1 protein-coding gene is annotated in these 950 nt (G+C 72.8%); it reads right to left on the bottom strand.

The annotated features are described in order from the left end of the window. Positions 1 to 440: DUF3662 domain-containing protein (locus FNQ90_RS24915; RefSeq protein ID WP_182608394.1), on the bottom strand; the 440-nt coding region annotated here is incomplete at its 3' end. Between the last annotated feature and the right edge of the window lie 510 nt (positions 441 to 950).

Below are 950 nucleotides of genomic sequence, written 5' to 3' on the forward strand. Positions count from 1 at the left end.
GCGCCGGGACCGTCGGGGCCACCGGGGGCCGGGACGCCCCTGGTGAGGGCGCCCGCGCCGGGGGCGCTACCCGCCTCGGTGCGGCTGCGCACCCGGTACAGACCGGTGTCCAGGTTCTCGGCCCGCTCCAGGCGAACGGTGATGTTCCCCATGAAGGTGTAGCGCTGCTGCTTGGCGTACTCGCGGACCATGCCGGCCAGCTCCTCGCCCAACTGGGTCGAGTAGGGGGCCAGTCGCTCGTGGTCGCCGGGGCTCAGCTCGACGGTGAAGTCGTTGGGGACGACGGTGCGCTCACGGTTCCAGATGGTGGCGTTGTTGTCGCACTCCCGCTGCAGGGCGCCCGCGATCTCCACGGGCTGCACCTCGGACTTGAAGACCTTGGCGAAGGTGCCGTTGACCAGACCCTCCAGGCGCTCCTCGAAGCGCTTCAGTAGTCCCATGGTGCACCTCCTTCTCCGGGCGGAACCCCGGTCTCGACTCCCCGGCGCTTCCCCGGGCGGTCCACCCGGGGGACTACCCGGGAGGACTGCCGTCCTCACCGTCATCGCGGGCCGCGATGATCACGGATACCCCGACGGGGGATCCGTAGTGCTTACTGATCGTATCCACGCGGCGGGGGGTGCGATGGTTCCCCGGGCGGCCCGTCGTACGCCGGGTGTGCCCCGATCGTGACGCGGTCGGGAACTTCCGGGTGGGGCGGGTGCGCGGTGAGCCTCGCGGCTCCCAGTGTCCCGCATCGCGCGGGTGTTCCGGGCACGTCCGGACGCTCGGGCGTGGAGGGCGCCGGAACACGGGGGAACGCGACGGTGCACCACGGCGTGCCCGGGGCACCGGGGAGGAAGTACCGCCCTCCGGCCGGGAGCGGGTGGACCCCGGGCCCCGGACCCGGGTGCCGGTGCGGGGAGAGGATCGGGAGCACCGTGAAGTCCCCGGGACGGGGCGGGGAGAGG

It is taken from the genome of Streptomyces alkaliphilus, from assembly GCF_014141535.1.
Taxonomy (GTDB): domain Bacteria; phylum Actinomycetota; class Actinomycetes; order Streptomycetales; family Streptomycetaceae; genus Streptomyces; species Streptomyces alkaliphilus.